The following is a 16,511-nucleotide window of genomic DNA, read 5'->3' as shown; positions in this document are numbered from 1 at the left end:
TTTGCCTCCCTTGTGGTTAAGCTTATTCAAATTTAAATACATCTTCTATAATGTTATTTTACCAAAAAATCCTTGCGAACCTTGCGTAATCCTTTGCGAACCTTGTGGTTAAACCTCCAAATTTATATAAAATAAGTCTGACGCAATTCCATCTGTCAAGAATTTTCCTTTTGCGGTAGGTTTTAGAATGTTGTTTTCAACAGAAAGCAACTCATCCTTTATGAATTTATCAGATTGCTTGATTAAATAATCCAAATAGTCCAGACCAAATTCTCTTTCAATTCTGTCTAATGCAACGCCCCAAATGGTCCGCAATCCGGTCATAATGTATTCGTTATAACGGTCAGCCGTCGATAAAACCTCAACTTCTTTGGGCAATTGGTCTTGTTGCATGGCTTTCAAATACAAAGCATTATTCGCCACATTCCAACTTCTCGAAATCCCATCGTAACTGTGCGCCGATGGACCAATTCCGATGTATTTTTTCCCTAACCAATACGCCGAATTGTTCTTCGAGAAATAATTTTCTTTCCCAAAATTGGACAACTCATAATGAATAAAACCATTTTTCTCGAGGGTTTCGACTAGTATTTGGAAATGCGCTTCGGCTACTTCGTCTTTAGGCGCATCAATTTTACCCTTTTGAATGAGTGTATTCAAAGCGGTTTTTGGCTCTACCGTCAAGGCGTAACTCGAAATATGAGGCACACCAAAACGCAATGCAGTTTCGATATTTTGCTGCCATTGTTCGTTACTCATCCCTGGAATTCCATAAATCAAATCGATTGAAATGTTATCGAAATATTGTGTGGCGAGTTCCAAACATTTTTGAGCTTCTGCTGCATTGTGCGCGCGATTCATCATCGCTAAATCGGCTTCAAAAAACGACTGAATTCCGATGCTTAATCGGTTGATTCCTATTTTTGAAAGTTCGATTAAATACTCTTCCGACAAATCATCAGGATTCGCTTCAAGTGTGATTTCTGGATTTTGAGCAACTTTATAATTCTCATAAATTGTATCTATCTGCAATTTCAAATCTGCAATCTGCAATCTGCTCGGCGTTCCTCCTCCAAAATAAATAGTTTCCACTTCCGAGAATTCAGCATCATTTTTGTCACTTCGAGCGCAGTCGAGAAGCTCACTTTTACGCATTTGCAATTCTTTAGCAATAGCCAAAACCATCTCCTCTTTTTTCTTCATCGAAGTCGAAAAATGAAAATCACAATAGTGACACGCTTGTTTGCAAAAGGGAATGTGGATGTAGATGCCGCTCATAAATTAAGTGTTCAGTGGTCAGTATTTAGTAATCAGTAGTCAAAAAATAGTGGTCAGTATTTAGTAATCAGTGGTCAGAAAAAGTGGTTAGTATCCGGTAAATAATATTCCGTGAATAAACTGAATACTAAAAACTGAACACTGATTACTCTTTTTTTACTCCAAATTTTTCAGGATTTAGTATCATATAATTTATCAATCTTCCAACTTCTTTGGAACTTTCAGTTAAACTATTAAACGACTCTATTGTTATATACTTGCAAGCTAATGCATATTCAAGCCAACCTTGTGTCTCAGAATTTTCGGCATCAGCATCGGTCAATTTGCTATGAAAATACTTAGGATATTCTCTTTTTCTATAGGCTTCAGCAATTGTAATTGTTACGCTTCTCGAACTTCTTCTGATTTGATCTGTTAAAGAATAGGTTTCTTCTTTTGGAAAACTTTTCGATAATTCAAAAACGGCCATAGCAACCTCAAACCCTTTTTTATAACTTAATAAATCTTGAAATTTCATCTGTTTTATCTAACTAATTACCTTAAATGAACACTTAAAAACGAATCACTATTATTTTACATTACACCACCTGAACACTAAAACCTGAACACTGAACACCTTTTTTAGGTTATTAATACCTGATCACTAAAAACTGAACACTGAACACTACTTCTTTATCCTATCTTCATTACTCTTCACAAAAGCATCCCAACCTGAATAGCTTTTTTCACCGATTGTTTTTCCAGAATTGAAGAAATGACAAACCGCAGCCGCCAAACCATCAGTAGAGTCGAGGTTTTTGGGTAATTCTTTTAGTCCCAAAAGTTGTTGCAGCATTTTGGCTACTTGTTCTTTGCTGGCGTTTCCGTTGCCGGTGATGGCCATTTTTATTTTTTTGGGTTCGTATTCGGTTATGGGAATATCTCTGGAAAGTCCAGCAGCCATCGCCACACCTTGCGCGCGCCCTAACTTCAACATAGATTGTACGTTTTTACCAAAGAAAGGCGCTTCAATCGCGATTTCGTCGGGATGATGCGTTTCGATTAGCTCAATAGTGCGCTCGAAAATGACTTTCAATTTTTGGTAATGGTTGTCGTATTTGGATAAAATCAATTCATTGAGCTGAATAAATTCCATTTTCTTATTGATAACCCGAATCAATCCAAACCCCATAATGGTAGTTCCAGGATCGATGCCTAATATGATGCGTTCGTTTGACAATTTTTTAGTTTTAAGTTTACCCTTTCCAATACAAAGATTGTTGTTTCTTTGCAAAATAATATTACTCACAATAATTCCACGCCACGGCGGATTAAGGGCAGATGATTTCAATTCCACACAAAACTAAACAATTCCTTGTACTTCTAGTCAAACTTTCGATAGTTGGGGGAGCGTTTTATTTTATCTACAACCAACTCGCCAATAATGACCAACTCGATTGGGAGAAGTTTATCGTGTTGTTTCGCAAGAATCAATCCGTGGGAGGCATTCTTTTTATTCTCTCGTTTAGTGTCTTGAATCGCTATTTCGAAATTTTAAAATGGCAAAACTTAGTCCGTTTTCTGCATCCTATTTCGGTAGGCGAATCTACCAAACAAGTTTTGGCGGCTTTGACTGCGGGTTTGTTTACCCCAAACGGAGTAGGCGAATACGCTGGAAAAGCCATGTATTTCGACAAAAAATCAACCAAAAAAATCATCTTTTTGAACCTGATTTGCAACGGAATTCAAATGATTTTGAGTATTGTTTTTGGCATTTTCGGCTTGTTATACTTCAATGCTATTTTCGCCATTATCAAACCGAAAACCGTGCTTTTGCTCTTTGGTGGACTTGTATTAATCGTACTGATTGTATTTTTTTCAAAGAAAATCAACATCAAAGGGTATTCCATCGAAAAACTTATTAATAAAATCAACGAAATTCCAAAAGCAATTCATCAAAAAAACATACTGCTTGGAACCTGTCGCTACTTGGTATTCTCGCATCAATACTATTTTTTATTCTTGGCTTTTGATGTGGATTTACCCTATTTGACGTTAATGGCGGCGATTGCTTCGGTCTATTTTCTGGCTTCGTCTTTGCCTACTTTTCAGTTTTTGGATTTTGCGGTAAAAGGAAGTGTGGCGGTGTTTTTCTTTGGAATATTGGGCGTAAACGAATGGATTGTGGTTTTCATTTCGACTTTGATGTGGTTTTTGAATGTAGTACTGCCCGTAGCCATTGGAAGTTATTTTGTTTTGAAATTTAAAAGCCCTCTAACCTCCGAAGGAGGAAACATTAATCTTAAAGAAAAACAATGATTTTTGTTTTACTAGGCATAGCAATCGTTTATGTACTGACTATAAGTTGGCTGATTTATGGTTTTACTCAAGTCCCGTTGTTTAAAAAACAAGAGGTAACTCCAAAAACCACGTTCTCTATTTTAGTGCCTTTTCGGAATGAAGCTGAAAACTTGCCGATTTTATTAGAAAGCATTTCCAAACTGAAATATCCGAAGGATTTATTTGAAGTGCTATTGATTGATGATGCATCGGAAGAAAAATTCCAAATTTCAAATTTCAAATTTCAAATTACCCTAACCAACACTATTCGACAATCGAATTCGCCTAAAAAAGATGCCATTACCACGGGAGTTCCTTTGGCCAACAACGAGTGGATAGTCACCACCGATGCCGATTGTATTGTTCCCGAAAATTGGTTGCTCACGATGGATGCTTTTATTCAAAACCATACGGTCGAAATGATTGCTGGGGCGGTTACTTATGACTGCAAGCCTTCGTTTTTACATCATTTTCAGCAATTGGATTTGACAAGTTTACAAGGCGCCACTATTGGAAGTTTTGGGATTAACAAAGGTTTTATGTGCAATGGTGCTAATTTTGCTTATACAAAATCTCTTTTTCAAAAGTTGAATGGTTTTGAAGGCAATGACAAAATAGCCAGCGGCGATGATGTGTTTTTGCTGCAAAAAGCCATAGCGCAATATCCAGAAAAAGTACACTATTTAAAATCGAAGGACACCATTGTCCGAACACAACCTACGGATAGCTGGGAAGCCTTGTTTCATCAGCGCGTGCGTTGGGCTTCGAAAACTAGCTCCTATCAGAGTCGGTTTGGGATAGGATTAGGATTAGTCGTTTTTGCAGGCAATCTTAGTTTGATTTTGGGATTGGTATTGGGATTTTTGGGTTGGATTCCGTTTCTCTATGTCGCAATACTTTGGCTAGCGAAATTTATGGTCGATTCGGTTTTGCTCTACACCACCCATCGTTTTTTGAGTCCTTCCAAAATGCGCTATTGGACAAGCAGTAGCTTGCTCTATCCATTTTTTAGTACTAGTGTGGCTTTGTATGCTGTTTTTGGCTCTTACGAATGGAAAGGGAGACAATTTGAAAAATAATCGTTTGGCTTAGCTCGACTGCCCTAGCCCAGATGGGAACGGCATCCTATTGCTCCGGGGTTCGGAGCGACAGATATAATGGACAGCTGGAAATAGCTCCTAAAAAATTATTCTACTTTTAAAATTACCGGCAAGATAAATTGTGTTTTCACAGGAATTCCGCGTTTAATGGCGGGATTCACTTTAGGAAAACCGACTAAACGGGCGCGAAGAATACTATCGATTTTGATGGTATCGTAAGCCACAGAATCTTTGGGAAATTGGGGTTCAAATTGCAAAGTTGCATTAGGAAAAACCGTTACTTTTACTTCGATGGTATCTAGCTCTGGATACAGCGCCGCCAAAGTATCTACGCTTAATTTTTCTTGAATTAATTGTGTCAATCGCTCAAAAAAGCACTGTTGTTGTTGCTTCTTGTCGGTCAAACTTTCACAATCTACCAAAGAAGGATATTCGTCTACTTCTTTCCAATTAATGGATTTCAATTCTTTTTGCAGCAATTCCTTTTCAGAAGGAACTTGCTTCTCAAAGTATTGACAAGAGGCGAACATCAGCAGCAATAAATAGCAATAACTTTTACTCAAAGCAGTAGTTTGGATTGGACTAATTTTGGGATAAAAATACACTTATTATTTTTTATTTGGTTTGGATTGGAGATAATCTTCGTATCGTTCGGACATCCATTTCTTTTTATTCTCTTCGGCAATCGCTTTTTTATCGGGATATAGCGCTTTCAATCGGTCAGAAAACAAAGCAATTTGAACCGTATAGGTATAAAACTCTTCTCGAGACATCACTATATTTGGGTCTTCTTTTTTATTGAAAAATTCAAAAAACAACGTATCAAATTCTTTCAAGTTAAAATTTAATACTTTAGATTTATACTGAATTGACAGCTTTTCTTTTAATAAATCATCTTGTGTTTTCTCATTGGTAGTTTGTCCATGACAAAACAAAGAAAACAAAAGGCATACAATAAAGCCCATAAAAGTTGAAAAAAGCGCTTTTCCCATACTTGTAATATAAAACTCATTACTAATGCACTTTCAAAAGTACTAAAAATAAATTTATGGATACACTGCTTTTAATTGTTGGATTTTTATTTGTCGTTTTGGGTATTTTGGGTAGCTTTTTACCTCTATTACCCGGTCCTAGTTTAAGCTTTATAGGCTTATTTTTATTGTACTGCACTAATGCCATACCCATGAATTATTGGGTTTTGGGTGGCTGTTTCTTAGTTACGCTCCTTTTGACGATTTTAGATTACGTTATTCCAGCCAAGGGGACCAAAAAATTTGGAGGCAGTTCGTATGGAATTTGGGGAACGAATATTGGCCTTGTGGTTGGATTATTGGCTCCTATTCCTTTTGGATTCATTATTGGCCCTTTTGTGGGTGCATTTATTGGTGAGATGATGTACGACAACAAAGATCACAATCGTGCGCTAAAAGCCGCTACAGGTTCCTTTATTGGGTTTTTAGCTTCTAGTTTCCTAAAATTTATTGTGTGCGTGATGTACTTTGGGGTTTTCGTTTGGATCGTTTGGCAGTATAAAGACAAATTACTGTAAGCTTTGAAAAATTGAGACTCTTTGGAAGTATAGATCTAGGAAGGTTTTCAAAAACACAAAACACTCTAAAATCAAAAAAGCCGTTCGCCGAAGCGAAAAGCTTTTCATTGGTCTAACTACTAAACCGGCTACGAGTTACAAATTCGTAGCAAACAACACAACTAACTTTAGATACCGTATTTGGGCAAAAAAGCACTTCATTTCTGAAGTGCTTTCCCAATTTTGCGGTCTGGACGGGACTCGAACCCGCGACCCCATGCGTGACAGGCATGTATTCTAACCAACTGAACTACCAAACCTCTGCGTTATTGCGGTGGCAAAGATACAACAGATTTCTAGTTTTCCAAGCGTTTTTGAAAAAAAATTTCAATAAAAACAACCTCTATTACCCAAAGTTTTGTTTTTCAATCAAATAGGTAGTCAAAATTTTTTCAAAATTTTCACCCACACTCACCGGAATGTACTTAATCTTGTTCTGCGCACACGTCATTGCCACTTTTTCGAAGTATTCCTGCATCTTCTTCTCATAGGATTCTTTAATAGTATCTGCAAAAACAGCAATTTCTTCTCCAGATTCCAAATCTACGAACCGTCTTGGCGCTGAATCAAAGTCAAAATTCAACTCCGTTTTATAATCCATTACATGAAACAACACCACTTTATGCTTATTATGTTTCAAATGTTGTAAGGCTGCAAATAACTTCTCATCCGACGAACTCACCTCATCCGACTGAAACATGTCCGTAAAAAGCAAAATCATCGACCTACGATGCATTTTCTCTGCAATTTGATGCAAATACGTAACCGTATCGGTCGTTTTCTTTGGCTTTTGATTTTCGAGTAAATTTTCGAGTACATTCAACAGCATTCTATGATGACGGTCACTGCCTTTTTCAGGAGCATAATATTCATACGAATCCGAAAAAACACTCAAACCCACCGCATCGCGTTGCTTCTTCAAAATATTCATCAACACCGCCGAAGCCAAAACCGAGAAACCAATCTTGTTTTCATAAAAAAACTGGGAATCCTTAAGCTTCGGATAATGCATAGACGATGAATTATCAATAATGATATGACACCGCATGTTCGTTTCTTCCTCATACCGTTTAGTGTACAACCGATCCGTTTTGGCAAACAACTTCCAATCCATGTGCTTGGTACTTTCGCCAGTATTATACACCTTATGTTCCGAAAACTCTGCCGAAAAACCATGAAACGGACTTTTGTGCATGCCCGATATAAAGCCCTCTACGACTTGATTCGCCAGCAACTCCAAATGCTGAAACTTACTTATCTTATCTATTTGTGATTCCATCTTCATCTTTCAAATATATCAAAAATCAACATTAGATTCTCTTTTTGAAGCAGAAACAAAGGCATTTTCAACCATCATCGTTCCCGCTGTCCGCTATATCTGTGCCTCTGAACCCCAGAGTCACAGGATGCCGCTCCCATCGGGGCTAGAGAGAAACATTGTGCATTTTTGAAACAATAGAAACTCATTTTTAGGCACAAAAAAAAGGCTTGACTTTCGTCAAACCTTTTAATCAATATTACAAGTCTCGATTACAACAAAGCATCTAAACTATCAGCATACGTTTGTTTTGGAGCCACACCTACTTGTTTTCCCACAACTTCTCCATTATGAAAAACCAAAACTGTTGGAATGTTACGAACTCCGTATTTGGCAGCAAATTCTTGATTAGCATCTACATCTACTTTACCTACTACGACTTTCCCTTCGTATTCATTGCTTAATTCATCAATGATTGGCCCAACCATTCTACAAGGTCCACACCATGCTGCCCAAAAGTCAACTAAAACCGGTTTGTCTGATTTCAAAACTACTTCTTCAAAAGTAGCATCTGTTATTGCTAAAGCCATTTTCTATTTGTTTAAATGAACCCTCCTCTACGATTTGGGTATCGGTTGATATTTTTTTTAATAAGGCTCAAATTTAGGAATTAAAAATCAATCCCAAAGCATCTACAAATTAGTTTTGGCTATCATTCCATTGTTTGTGTTTATTTCCAAAAAAAAAGAGCTACTCTACTGAGCAACTCTCTTTAATCTTTATATTTCCTGAGTAAGATTACAAACTGTATTTCAAGCCCAATGTTAATCCTAAACCACTAATTCCAACATATGAACTCAATTCATTCAAAGGTTTAGTTGTATCAACTCCATTTGGATTAGTTGCGATGTTGTTCGAAGTAGTGGTTAATTTATCCACATAATTAGTATGGATTTGTGATTTTGTTCTAGTAGACAAAGCATTCGCTCCATTCACTGTAAATTCAGTAGTTTCTTTTGTTTTTCCGTGAACAGTAAAGTTACGGTATTCTAATTCAGCAAAAGCAGAGATGTTTTTACCTAATTTATAAGATGTACCAACAACTGCTGAAAAACCTAATGTAGGATTTGGTTTTACCACATCAACACTGTGAACAGCACCAAATACTGGAGCTCCAGTAGATGGATTAACTCCAACTGGAGCAACTGCATCTGTAGTAATTTCTAAATCACCATGAACCGGAACAAGAACACCTACCTTAGTGTAAGGTTCAAATCCTTTGTGCTCTCCCAAAAACAACACTAAAGAGGGTGCTAAATCAAATGCTGTAATTTGACCTACAGATTTAAAATTGTAAACACTACCAGTTGGAATAAATGGCACATCAGAGATTGTCTGAGCCATAGTTTTATCTTTACTAGAATAATAGTTTATTCCCATTTCAAAACCTAAACGCGCATTAAATCTGTATCCAGCAGTAATACCTGTTCTAAAACCTTCACCAAAAGACCCAGTTACGCTTTCTTCTGAAACTAATTTCCCTCCTTGATACACTTTGCGTAAAGCATCTTTTCCTCCAACAGTTGGAAATTCAGTAGCAGCAGTTTGCATAAAATAAGACCCGCCTACTTTAAAATACCAACTCTCGCTTTTTTCGGTTTGCGCCATCATAGCAGTAGCCATCAATACGAAACCAAATAAAAATAAATTCTTTTTCATAATAGTAATTTTGTTTAACGCTACAAACTTATAATAATTTAAGCCATTTCAAAGGGAGCAACAATCTTAGTGTGCTCGAAAACGTTTTCTTGACACGGTAATTAAGAAAATAATTTTATATCTATTTTTTTAATGTTAAATTAACATGAATATGCTATTTTTTTAACTCTTAAAATTAATTCAATTTGAAGTTGATTTGCATCTTTTCCAATTCAAACAACAACTCATTCGATATCTTTACCTTCAATTTTCTGCTAGGCATTGACAATTTCGTTACTACTTTAATTTCCTCGATTTCTTCTACTTTTGTTGTTACTGTTACTGGATTTTCAAGATTTTCGCCTTCTTCATTATCTATACTATCCACAAATTCCGTCTCTTCTACTTCTTCAGCCATAGCGTCTCGCTCTACCATTCGGCGCACACGTTCCAACTCCATCACCTCAAAAGTTACGGTATGTTCCCCTTTATTTTGCAAAAACAACTGATTGAGCTTGTAAATAAATTCAGCTTCTATATCTTTAATATTCAATAACAAGATTATTTTTTTAGCATACGCCTCCAACACATCTTGTAATTGTTTTACTTCTACAAACTGAATTCTAGGCTCGGCTCTTTTACCAGTTTCTTGATTGACCCAACCTTCTTTAACCAATATTTTGATATAAGTGAAATTGTTTTGAATAAAGAAATGGCGAAACTTCAAGTATTCTTCTCCAAAAATTCGAAACTCAAAATTTTCATCATACCCTTCGAGCGTAAACATCCCCCATCCTTTTCCGTTTTTCGCTACTCTATGTTGTACGTTATTGATAATTCCACCAAACGTCAAGTTTTTTCCAACATGCTGTTCCAAATTTTTAAGCGCTTCTAACCTAACATTACAGAAGTATTTCATCTCAAATTTATAATCATCCAATGGATGACCTGAAATATAGATACCAACAACCTCTTTCTCTTTTGCCAATTTCTCCATTGTGCTCCAATCTTCGCACGGCGGCACAACAGGTTCTGCAATTTGTACTTCGCTGGTTTCTCCAAACAAACTCACTTGGGAGGAATTCTCATTCTCTTGGTATTTGGAACCATAACGCATCGCTTTTTCATAAAAGGTAATACCATCTCCATCATCATGAAAATATTGCGCTCGCGTAGTACCTTCAAACGAATCGAATCCTCCTGCCAAAGCCAAATTTTCGATTGCTTTTTTATTGGCTGCTCTCAAATCGATGCGTTTGGCCAAATCAAAAATAGATTTGTATTTACCGTCTTTTCTGTTTTCTACAATTGTTGCTACCGCTCCAGAACCTACACCTTTGATAGCCCCCATTCCAAAACGAATGGCATATTCTTCATTTACAGTAAATTTATAATAAGACTCATTCACACAAGGACCTAATACTCGGAGTCCCATTCGCTTACATTCCTCCATAAAAAACGACACTTGCTTGATATCGTTCATGTTATTCGAAAGTACCGCAGCCATATATTCGGCTGGATAATGTGCTTTCAAATAAGCCGTTTGATAGGCAATCCAAGCATAACAAGTAGAGTGCGATTTATTAAAAGCATAACTCGCAAAAGCCTCCCAATCTTTCCATATTTTTTCCAAAATCGTAGCGTCATGACCTTTGGCAGCTGCTTGCTCCACAAACTTAGGCTTCATTTTGTCCAATACATCTTTTTGCTTTTTACCCATTGCCTTACGCAAAACGTCGGCCTCACCTTTGGTAAAACCAGCCAAAGATTGGGATAAAAGCATCACCTGCTCTTGGTATACCGTAATTCCGTAGGTTTCAGACAAATATTCAGCACAAGCCTCTAAATCGTATTTGATTTCTTCTTCACCATTTTTTCTTCGAACGAAAGACGGAATATACTCTAACGGTCCCGGACGATACAAGGCATTCATCGCAATCAAATCCCCAAAAACAGTAGGCTTCAAGTCCTTCATGTATTTTTGCATTCCGGGTGACTCGTATTGGAAAATCCCTACTGTTTCACCTCTTTGAAAGAGCTCATAAGTTTTAACATCATCAATAGGAAACGTATCGGGGTCGAGCTGAATTCCTGTTCGGTATTTGACCAACTTAACTGTGTCTTTAATCAACGTAAGGGTCTTCAACCCCAAGAAGTCCATTTTCAACAATCCTGCACTTTCAGCCACCGAGTTGTCGAACTGGGTAACATACAAATCCGAATCTTTAGCTGTTGTTACTGGAACATAATTGGTAATATCTGATGGCGTAATAATCACCCCACAAGCGTGAATACCCGTGTTGCGCATCGAACCTTCCAATATCTTGGCTTGTTGAATGGTTTCTCCAGCTAAATCTCCTCCATTGGCAATGGCAATCAATTCTTTTACACTATCAAACTCATCTGAACGCAACGCTTTTTTTACGTCCTCTTCTTTTTCTGAAATAAAACGTGCCAAATTCCATTTTGATGGCATCATCCCTGGAATTAACTTCGCAATTCTATCCGCTTCAAACAAAGGCAAATCCAGCACACGAGCAGTATCACGAATAGCCGACTTCGTAGCCATCTTACCATAAGTAATGATTTGCGCTACTTGATTCGCACCATATTTATTGATTACATAATCCATGACACGACCACGACCCTCGTCATCAAAATCGATATCAATATCGGGCATCGACACACGGTCCGGATTCAGGAAACGCTCAAAAAGCAAATCATATTTAATAGGGTCAATATTGGTAATTCCCAAACAATACGCTACCGCCGAACCCGCTGCCGAACCACGCCCAGGTCCAACAGAAACGTCCATTTTTCTGGCTTCGGCGATAAAATCTTGTACAATCAAGAAATAACCTGGATAACCTGAATTGGAAATGGTCAATAATTCAAAGTCCAATCGTTCTTGAATTGACTCCGTGATTTCACCATAACGTCGCTTTGCTCCTTCCATCGTAAGGTGTCGCAAATAGGCATTTTCTCCTCTTACCCCGCCATCAACTTCATCTTCTGGCACCACAAATTCTTGTGGAATATCGTATTTAGGTAACAGTACGTCACGGTACAAGGAATAAATTTCAACTTTATCTACAATTTCTTGAATGTTAATAATCGCATCAGGCAAATCGGCAAAGAGTTTTTTCATCTCCTCACCCGACTTATAATAATATTCCTGATTGGGCAATCCATAACGATAGCCTCGTCCTCTACCGATAGGTGTGGCTTGTTTTTCGCCATCTTTTACACACAACAAAATATCGTGCGCATTGGCATCTTCTTTATTTAAATAATAAGTATTGTTCGTGGCAATGAGTTTGACTTTGTGCTTCTGAGAAAATTCAATGAGTGTTTTATTCACCCTGTTTTCATCTTCTTGATTGTGGCGCATGATTTCGAGATACAAATCGTCTCCAAATTGTGCTTTCCACCAAAGCAAAGCTTCCTCAGCTTGATTTTCCCCTACATTCAGAATTTTACTCGGAATTTCTCCGTATAAATTTCCAGACAACACCATAATGTCTTCTTTATATTGCTCCACCACAGCGCGGTCAATTCTTGGGACATAATAAAAACCAGCCGTGTAAGCAATAGAAGCCATTTTGGCCAGATTGTGATAACCTTTTTTATTCTTCGCCAATAAAACTACCTGATAACCATTGTCTTTCTTGGTTTTATCCAAATGATTATCACAGATGTTGAATTCACAACCAACTATCGGTTTAATCTCGGTTTCGGTAGGCTCTTCTCCACTCTCCACCAATGCTTTGTTTTTTGCCGATGCCGATTTGTTGTGATTCATAACAGCGCTCACAAAATGAAAAGCCCCCATCATGTTTCCTGTATCCGTCATCGCTACTGCAGGAAACTTATTTTTGGCCGTAGCTGCCACCAAACCACCAATTGAAATGGTAGATTGCAAGACAGAAAACTGTGTATGATTGTGCAAATGTGCGAAAGCTGCTGCCGAAAAATCTTTCTTTTCTGTTTCGGTCAAAATTGGTGCATCAGTAACAACCCCAGAAGCTTTAAGTTGTTCTCGAATGGCATCAGAAGCCTTCTTGAGATTGATGTGCTTTAATCCAATTAGCGGAAAAGGCTCTGGATTTTTACTTTGAAATTCTTTAAAATAATTGGATTCTACTTCCAACTCTTCTTTGGTAAAAACTTCTTTTCTAATTAACTCCAAAAAACATCTTGTAGTCGCCTCAACGTCGGCCGTAGCGTTGTGTGCTTCTGCAAAAGGTTGGTCAAATAAATACTGATGCAACTCGGTAAGCGTTGGCAATTTGAATTTACCTCCTCGACCTCCAGGCAATTTTAGTAAGGAAGCCGTAACCTCAGTACACGTGTCTAGAATTGGCATTTCACCCATTGGCGACGCAACACCCAAACGATAGAACTCGCATCCCATAATATTGACATCAAAACCTACATTTTGGCCAACAATAAATTTGGCTTTGCCTAAAGCTATATTGAACTTCTCCAATACTTCCGCCAATGGAATTCCCTCTGCTTGCGCCAATTCGGTAGAAATTCCGTGGATTCGCTCGGCATCATAAGGAATATTAAATCCTTCTGGCTGCACCAAATAATCTTGATGCTCCACCAAATTCCCCATATCATCATGCAACTGCCAAGCGATTTGTATACATCTTGGCCAGTTATCTGTATCAGATAAAGGTGCGCCCCAACGCTTGGGTAATCCGGTAGTTTCGGTATCGAATATTAAGTACATAAGTTAAAATAACAAAGATTAAAATTCCAAAATCCAATTTTGAAACTCCTTAAAACATTGGTTTTATGGAATATAAAAAACAGTACAATACAAATTGGCGGAAATTCAAATTTAGTTTTTTTTTAAAGAAACTAGAGGCAAATTGTCTTTTTATTCCAATCTAAATCCAGGTTAAAATTTTAGCCCCAAAGCCAAAAAAATCTAGACCATTTTCATCAAAAAAACGCCAAATCTCATTTTTGGATGTCGTAGTTTTCAAGTAAAAAAAAAGTGTTTTAAAGAACTCATTTTATCAATTTTACTTCTAAATAGCAGCATTTTCATTAGATGCAAAAACAACAACTTGTTGACTATTTTTAATCAAAAAACAAGAATTAGATAAAAAAAACGTAGTGAAATCATTGAAAAAATGGTTTGTTTTAAAAATAACACAACAAAAACACCATTTCTAAAAAGGATTTTAATTTTAAAAAAAGATGTTTACTCTTTTCAAATGAATAGCAAAACCAATCCACCTTTTTCCTTAAAAATGAAAATTTTTAATTCTAATCTGCCGTAGAAAAAGAATTTGGGTATCGTATATAATGAAATTTCAAAATTGACACTTTTTATTCGTTTGCTACATTTGCCTTCCAAGTTATACTTTTTGGGTAGCAACCCAACAAAAAAGACCAATACACTTAAAAAAAATAGTTAACAATGAGTACTACATTATTCGACAAAGTATGGGATTCGCACGTGGTGCGCAAAATTGAGGATGGACCAGACGTGTTCTTTATTGACCGTCATTTCATTCACGAAGTGACTAGTCCCGTAGCTTTTTTAGGCTTAAAACAAAGAGGAGTAACCGTTTTGTACCCAGAACGTACTTTTGCTACTGCCGATCACAATACCCCTACTATAAACCAACATTTACCTGTTGAAGACCCTCTTTCGGCCAATCAGTTGAAAGCATTGGAGCAAAACTCTAATGAATACGGAATTAGCCACTGGGGATTGGGCAACAAAAAGAACGGGATTGTACACGTTGTAGGTCCTGAAAACGGAATCACATTACCGGGTTCAACTATTGTTTGTGGTGATTCGCATACCTCAACTCATGGTGCTTTTGGAGCTATTGCTTTCGGTATTGGTACTTCAGAAGTAGAAATGGTACTTTCTTCACAATGTATCATGCAGCCAAAACCTAAAAAAATGCGCATCAATGTAAAAGGTAGCTTACAAGTTGGAGTTACCCCTAAAGATGTAGCCTTATATATCATTTCTAAGCTATCTACTTCGGGAGCTACAGGGTATTTTGTAGAATATGCTGGAGAAGTTTTTGAAAATATGACTATGGAAGGTCGTATGACTGTCTGTAATTTGAGTATTGAAATGGGTGCTCGAGGCGGAATGATTGCGCCAGACCAAACAACTTTCGATTATTTAGAAGGTCGTCCCTATGCCCCAAAAGGAGAAGCTTGGGAAAAAGCAGTTGCCTATTGGAAAACCTTAAAAACAGATAGCGACGCTACTTTTGACGAAGAAGTGACTTTTGATGCTGCCGATATTGAACCTATGATTACCTACGGAACCAACCCCGGAATGGGATTAGGCATCTCAAAAAACATCCCCCAAGCCAATGCTGTAGCAGAAGGCGAAGAGACCTATGTAAAATCATTAGGTTATATGGGCTTTAATCAAGGAGAAGCTATGATAGGCAAACCTATTGACTACGTTTTCTTGGGAAGCTGTACCAATGGTAGAATTGAAGATTTTAGAGCCTTTGCTTCTATTGTTAAAGGAAGAAAAAAAGCAGATAACGTAACGGCTTGGTTAGTTCCTGGCTCACATGTGGTAGAAGCTCAAATCAAAGAAGAAGGTATTCTTGAGGTTTTGACCGAAGCTGGATTTGTATTGCGTCAACCTGGATGTTCGGCTTGTTTGGCGATGAATGATGACAAAGTTCCTGCCGGAAAATATGCCGTTAGTACCTCTAATAGAAATTTTGAAGGTCGACAAGGTCCTGGTTCAAGAACATTATTAGCTAGTCCATTTATGGCGGCAGCGGCGGCGGTTACAGGAAAACTGACAGACCCACGGGAATTGATGTAATTTTTTCACCGCAAGGACACTAAGGCGCTAAGAAAATATGGATATAAATAAATATGAAGAATTAGCTAAACAAATATTTATAGCTAGTCTTGAGGTTCACAAAATTATGGGGCCAGGTTTATTGGAATCGGTGTATGAAATGTGTCTTTTGAAAGAATTGCAGTTGAGGAAAATTTCAGCAGAAAGTCAAGTCGGTATTCCTTTACAATTTAAAGGTTTTGATTTATCAAAAGAATTTAGAATTGATATTTTAGTTGAAAACGAAATCATAATAGAATTAAAATCTGTAGATACACTATTACCAGTACATCAAGCACAGATAATATCATATCTAAAGTTAGCCGATAAAAGGATGGGATTTCTAATTAATTTTAACGTCCCAATAATCAAAAACGGCTTCAAAAGATTTGTAAATAACTATTAAAAAAAAATACCGCA

Annotated in this window: 14 protein-coding genes and 1 tRNA gene; 5 read left to right on the top strand and 10 right to left on the bottom strand. The window is 37.2% G+C overall.

The annotated features are described in order from the left end of the window. Window positions 1-108: 108 nt before the first annotated feature. From hemW to ruvC, 3 genes are all read right to left on the bottom strand, one after another. Complete coding sequence (gene hemW / locus ACZ1AQ_RS06520; protein ID WP_489632124.1) at window positions 109-1,278, bottom strand: radical SAM family heme chaperone HemW; 1,170 nt, start codon at window positions 1,276-1,278, stop codon at window positions 109-111. 145 nt (window positions 1,279-1,423) lie between these two features. Next, window positions 1,424-1,795 carry a four helix bundle protein gene (locus ACZ1AQ_RS06515; RefSeq protein ID WP_489632123.1) on the bottom strand — a complete coding sequence of 124 codons (372 nt, stop codon included), beginning with the start codon at window positions 1,793-1,795 and terminating at the stop codon, window positions 1,424-1,426. Between the two features lie 147 nt (window positions 1,796-1,942). After that, window positions 1,943-2,497, bottom strand: a complete 555-nt coding sequence (gene ruvC, locus ACZ1AQ_RS06510) for a crossover junction endodeoxyribonuclease RuvC (protein WP_489632122.1) — start codon at window positions 2,495-2,497, stop codon at window positions 1,943-1,945. Window positions 2,498-2,598: 101 nt separating this feature from the next. Here ruvC and ACZ1AQ_RS06505 point away from each other — a divergent pair, with 101 nt between their 5' ends. Both ACZ1AQ_RS06505 and ACZ1AQ_RS06500 read left to right on the top strand, forming a co-directional pair. Further along, on the top strand, window positions 2,599-3,576 hold the full coding sequence (locus tag ACZ1AQ_RS06505; RefSeq protein ID WP_489632121.1) for a hypothetical protein: 978 nt from the start codon (window positions 2,599-2,601) through the stop codon (window positions 3,574-3,576). Further along, window positions 3,573-4,676 (top strand): glycosyltransferase family 2 protein, encoded by a 1,104-nt coding sequence (locus ACZ1AQ_RS06500; RefSeq protein ID WP_489632120.1) that lies wholly within the window; start codon window positions 3,573-3,575, stop codon window positions 4,674-4,676. Before ACZ1AQ_RS06505 ends, ACZ1AQ_RS06500 begins: the two co-directional genes overlap by 4 nt. Window positions 4,677-4,783: 107 nt before the next feature. On the opposite strand, the gene ACZ1AQ_RS06495 is transcribed toward ACZ1AQ_RS06500, so the two are convergent. After that, window positions 4,784-5,227: a hypothetical protein gene (locus tag ACZ1AQ_RS06495; protein ID WP_489632280.1), complete on the bottom strand. Its 444-nt coding sequence runs from the start codon at window positions 5,225-5,227 to the stop codon at window positions 4,784-4,786. Window positions 5,228-5,305: 78 nt separating this feature from the next. After that, complete coding sequence (locus tag ACZ1AQ_RS06490) at window positions 5,306-5,689, bottom strand: hypothetical protein (RefSeq protein WP_489632119.1); 384 nt, start codon at window positions 5,687-5,689, stop codon at window positions 5,306-5,308. 56 nt (window positions 5,690-5,745) lie between these two features. Between ACZ1AQ_RS06490 and ACZ1AQ_RS06485 the strand changes: the two genes are divergently transcribed. Continuing rightward, window positions 5,746-6,246 (top strand): DUF456 domain-containing protein, encoded by a 501-nt coding sequence (locus ACZ1AQ_RS06485; protein ID WP_489632118.1) that lies wholly within the window; start codon window positions 5,746-5,748, stop codon window positions 6,244-6,246. A 225-nt stretch (window positions 6,247-6,471) separates the two neighbouring features. Here ACZ1AQ_RS06485 and ACZ1AQ_RS06480 read toward each other — a convergent pair. The 5 genes from ACZ1AQ_RS06480 to dnaE form a co-directional block, all read right to left on the bottom strand. After that, a tRNA-Asp gene (locus ACZ1AQ_RS06480) sits at window positions 6,472-6,545 on the bottom strand. 86 nt (window positions 6,546-6,631) lie between these two features. Next, on the bottom strand, window positions 6,632-7,570 hold the full coding sequence (locus tag ACZ1AQ_RS06475; protein WP_489632117.1) for a DUF58 domain-containing protein: 939 nt from the start codon (window positions 7,568-7,570) through the stop codon (window positions 6,632-6,634). Window positions 7,571-7,815: 245 nt separating this feature from the next. Further along, complete coding sequence (trxA, locus tag ACZ1AQ_RS06470) at window positions 7,816-8,133, bottom strand: thioredoxin (protein WP_489632116.1); 318 nt, start codon at window positions 8,131-8,133, stop codon at window positions 7,816-7,818. Between the two features lie 208 nt (window positions 8,134-8,341). After that, window positions 8,342-9,262, bottom strand: coding sequence for an outer membrane beta-barrel protein (locus tag ACZ1AQ_RS06465; RefSeq protein ID WP_489632115.1), 921 nt, complete (start codon window positions 9,260-9,262; stop codon window positions 8,342-8,344). A gap of 175 nt (window positions 9,263-9,437) precedes the next feature. Next, on the bottom strand, window positions 9,438-13,979 hold the full coding sequence (gene dnaE / locus ACZ1AQ_RS06460) for a DNA polymerase III subunit alpha (RefSeq protein WP_489632114.1): 4,542 nt from the start codon (window positions 13,977-13,979) through the stop codon (window positions 9,438-9,440). 699 nt (window positions 13,980-14,678) lie between these two features. On the opposite strand from dnaE, the gene leuC reads away from it, so the two are divergent. Beyond that, the gene (gene leuC, locus ACZ1AQ_RS06455) at window positions 14,679-16,073 is read left to right on the top strand and encodes a 3-isopropylmalate dehydratase large subunit (RefSeq protein WP_489632113.1); all 1,395 of its coding nucleotides are present in this window, start codon (window positions 14,679-14,681) and stop codon (window positions 16,071-16,073) included. A 37-nt stretch (window positions 16,074-16,110) separates the two neighbouring features. Next, the gene (locus tag ACZ1AQ_RS06450; RefSeq protein ID WP_024980003.1) at window positions 16,111-16,497 is read left to right on the top strand and encodes a GxxExxY protein; all 387 of its coding nucleotides are present in this window, start codon (window positions 16,111-16,113) and stop codon (window positions 16,495-16,497) included. The last annotated feature ends 14 nt before the right edge of the window (window positions 16,498-16,511 follow it).

The sequence above is a fragment of the Flavobacterium sp. UM26 genome, from assembly GCF_057922445.1.
This window is presented reverse-complemented; position numbering and strand designations above follow the sequence as displayed.